This is a genomic window from uncultured Tateyamaria sp., assembly GCF_947504105.1.
Classification (GTDB): domain Bacteria; phylum Pseudomonadota; class Alphaproteobacteria; order Rhodobacterales; family Rhodobacteraceae; genus Tateyamaria.
Map to the genome: position 1 here is coordinate 1 of NZ_CANNGP010000103.1, position 3,070 is coordinate 3,070.

Below are 3,070 nucleotides of genomic sequence, written 5' to 3' on the forward strand. Positions count from 1 at the left end.
GTAAGCGTTGCGCTGACCCCACCTTCCTGATGCTTGCCTGATCTGCGAGTCCGTTGCCGAGAGTAGTTTGGCAATGGAGGCGGATTTGGGAGGCCATATAGAGCATCATATGGAGGAGATTTGCCGGATGGAGGTCATGGTTGGCCCATCTGGCAAGCGGCGTTGGTCGGATGAGTACAAGGGGCAGGTTGTTGCGGAGACGCTTGTGCCGGGCGCGACGGTGAATGAGGTTGCGCGGCGGCATGATCTTCGTCCGAACCATTTGTCGTCATGGCGGCGGTTGGCGAAGGACGGCAAGTTGCCGGTACCTTATTTGGCGGGTGCTGAATTTGCGTCAGTGATCTTTGAACCTCCAGCCCCCGCACCACAGGAATCCGTGATGTCATCGGTTGAGATCGTGTCCGGTGATGTTGTCATCCGTCTGGACCCGGCAACACCAGCGGCGCGGGTTGCGGAAATCGTGCGGGCGCTTGGCGCGCTATGATCTTGCCGTCGAACCGGGTGCGGATCGTGATTGCGACTAAGCCTGTCGACTTCCGCAAGGGCCATGACGGGTTGGCAGCACTTGTGAAGAATGAGTTGCGCAAGGAACCGTTCACCGGCACGGTTTTTGTGTTCCGCGCCAAGCGTGCCGACCGGCTAAAGTTGCTTTACTGGGACGGCACCGGTTTGGTGATGACCTACAAGCGGCTGGAGGAAACGACCTTTACCTGGCCTGCGATCAGGGATGGGCTTATGTCGCTCAATCACGCTCAGTTTGAAGCCCTCTTTGCCGGTCTCGACTGGCGGAAGGTGAAGGCTTTGGCGGCGCGCCCGCCGACTGCGGCAGAGTGAATCAGGCGGTTGATTGGGCGGGCATCTGATCCCTCGATTTGGTAGGTCAGCGCCATGATTGCGACAGCTGATCTTCCTGACGATATCGATGCTTTGAAGGCCATCATTCTTGCGCAGCAGGAGCAGAATGCCGTCCAGGCGGGTGTGATCGACCGCAAGGAAATCCGCATCATCCACTTGGAAAAGCTCGTTGCGGACTACAAACGCGCCATGTTTGGTGCGCGGTCTGAAAAGGCCTGCCCGGAACAGTATGAACTGGCGCTTGAGGATATCGAGGCCGCGCAGGAGGCTGTTCATGCCGAGAACGAGGCGGATGATCGGCAGATCAGCGGCACCCCCCGTGCGCGCAAGATCAATCGGGGATCATTGCCCAAACATCTGCCACGCATCGAAGAGGTGATCGAGCCCGAGAACACGACCTGCGCCTGTGGTCACGGGCGGCACGTCATAGGCGAGGATGTCAGCGAACGGCTGGATATCGTGCCTGCGCAGTTCCGCGTGATCGTCACGCGCCGCCCACGCTATGCCTGTCGGTCCTGCGAAAGCGGCATCGTGCAAGCCTCGGCGCCGGCGCATCTGATCCCGGGTGGTATGCCGACGGAAGCGACAGTGGCGCATGTCATCGTCGGCAAATACGCGGATCATCTTCCTTTGTATCGGCAAGCACAGATTTATGGTCGCCAGGGCATTGATCTTGATCGTTCGACACTGGCGGCATGGGTGGGAAGGGCAGCGTTTGAGCTCAAGCCAGTCTATGACGCGCTGCGGGTAAGCTTGAAAAGGTCATCGAAGCTGTTCATGGATGAGACCATCGCGCCGGTGCTCGATCCCGGTAAGCGCAAAACGAAGACGGGGTACTTCTGGGCCCTGGCGCGTGATGACCGGCCATGGGGCGGCGATGATCCACCCGGTGTCGCCTTTACCTATGCGCCTGGGCGATCCGGGCAATATGCGGAGAACATTCTGCAGGGCTTCGGTGGCACCCTGCAGGTTGACGGGTATGCCGGGTACAACCGGCTCCTAAAACGGCCTGCCGAAGATATACGGCTTGCTTATTGTTGGGCACATGCGCGGCGCAAACTGTACGAGGTCTCTCAAACCGGCACCACACCAATTGCCGATGAGGGGCTGAAACAGATCACCGCCCTCTACCGGATCGAAAAGGACATTCGTGGCCTGAGCGCGGACGCGCGCTGCGCCGTGCGGCAAGAGCGCTCAAAGCCTATTATCGAAGCGTTTGAGGTCTGGCTTGCGGTCAACCGCGCCCGCGTGTCGGGCAAATCCCCAATCGGCGAAGCCCTGAAATACATCGCCAAATACTGGGACGGGCTGATCCTGTTCCTGGAAGACGGCCGGATTGAGCTGGATTCCAACACTGTGGAACGGACCATCCGCCCGATTGCCCTCAGCCGCAAAAATGCGCTCTTCGCAGGCCATGATGCTGGGGCACAGAACTGGGCAATGATCGCCTCGCTGATCGAGACCTGCAAACTGAATGGTGTCGATCCCCATGCCTGGCTAGCCGCGACGCTCAGCGCCATCGCCCAAGGACACAAACAATCCGATATCGACGCCCTCCTGCCTTGGAATTACAAAGACCTGACAGGGGGACTGATGGGGGAGCGGAGCCATGAGCATCATCGAGTTGAAGATCACGCTTAAATACATCGAGACTGCCGTCACGCGCACTCTGCAGGTGCCCACTGATATCCGCCTCGACCGCCTCCATCTAACGATCCAGGCTGCTATGGGCTGGACAAACTCGCACCTCTACATGTTCGAAGCAGGCAGCGCGACATGGGGGCTGCCCGACCCGGACTTCGGCAGCGAAGACCTGCCCGCCAACAAAAGCACTTTGGCCGAGCTCATCGAGGACACCGGCGCGCGCATGATCAACTACCTCTACGACTTCGGCGACAGCTGGGACCACAAGATCAAGATCGGCAAGATCACCGACCCCGTCCCCGGCGAACTCTACCCGCGACTGACAGACATCGCTGGACGTTGTCCGCCCGAGGACGTCGGCGGCGCACCCGGTTACGAAGAGTTCCTCGAAGCCATGGGCGATCCAAAGCACCCAGAGCATGCAGACCTGAAAAGCTGGTACGGCGGCGACTTCGACCCAAACATCCCCGACAGCGACGAACTCCGCCTCGAAGTCCTCAAACTCGCCAAGCGCTGGAAGCCAAAGGGAAAGCGCCCCAATTGATCAAGGTGGGGTCAAAGCAACGCTTAC

4 protein-coding genes are annotated in these 3,070 nt (G+C 59.5%); all 4 read left to right on the forward strand.

Annotated features, from left to right (window positions below; genetic code table 11):
• Window positions 1–109: 109 nt before the first annotated feature.
• Genes Q1A75_RS23485 through Q1A75_RS23500 form a run of 4 tightly spaced genes read left to right on the forward strand, consistent with a single transcriptional unit; the run spans window position 110 to window position 3,043 of the window.
• On the forward strand, window positions 110–484 hold the full coding sequence (locus tag Q1A75_RS23485; RefSeq protein WP_299593429.1) for a transposase: 375 nt from the start codon (window positions 110–112) through the stop codon (window positions 482–484).
• The gene (gene tnpB, locus Q1A75_RS23490; protein WP_299593432.1) at window positions 481–834 is read left to right on the forward strand and encodes an IS66 family insertion sequence element accessory protein TnpB; all 354 of its coding nucleotides are present in this window, start codon (window positions 481–483) and stop codon (window positions 832–834) included. The genes Q1A75_RS23485 and tnpB overlap by 4 nt, the downstream gene beginning before the upstream one ends.
• 54 nt (window positions 835–888) lie before the next feature.
• The gene (locus Q1A75_RS23495) at window positions 889–2,496 is read left to right on the forward strand and encodes an IS66 family transposase (protein WP_299593435.1); all 1,608 of its coding nucleotides are present in this window, start codon (window positions 889–891) and stop codon (window positions 2,494–2,496) included.
• Window positions 2,465–3,043: a plasmid pRiA4b ORF-3 family protein gene (locus Q1A75_RS23500; protein WP_299593438.1), complete on the forward strand. Its 579-nt coding sequence runs from the start codon at window positions 2,465–2,467 to the stop codon at window positions 3,041–3,043. Before Q1A75_RS23495 ends, Q1A75_RS23500 begins: the two co-directional genes overlap by 32 nt.
• The last annotated feature ends 27 nt before the right edge of the window (window positions 3,044–3,070 follow it).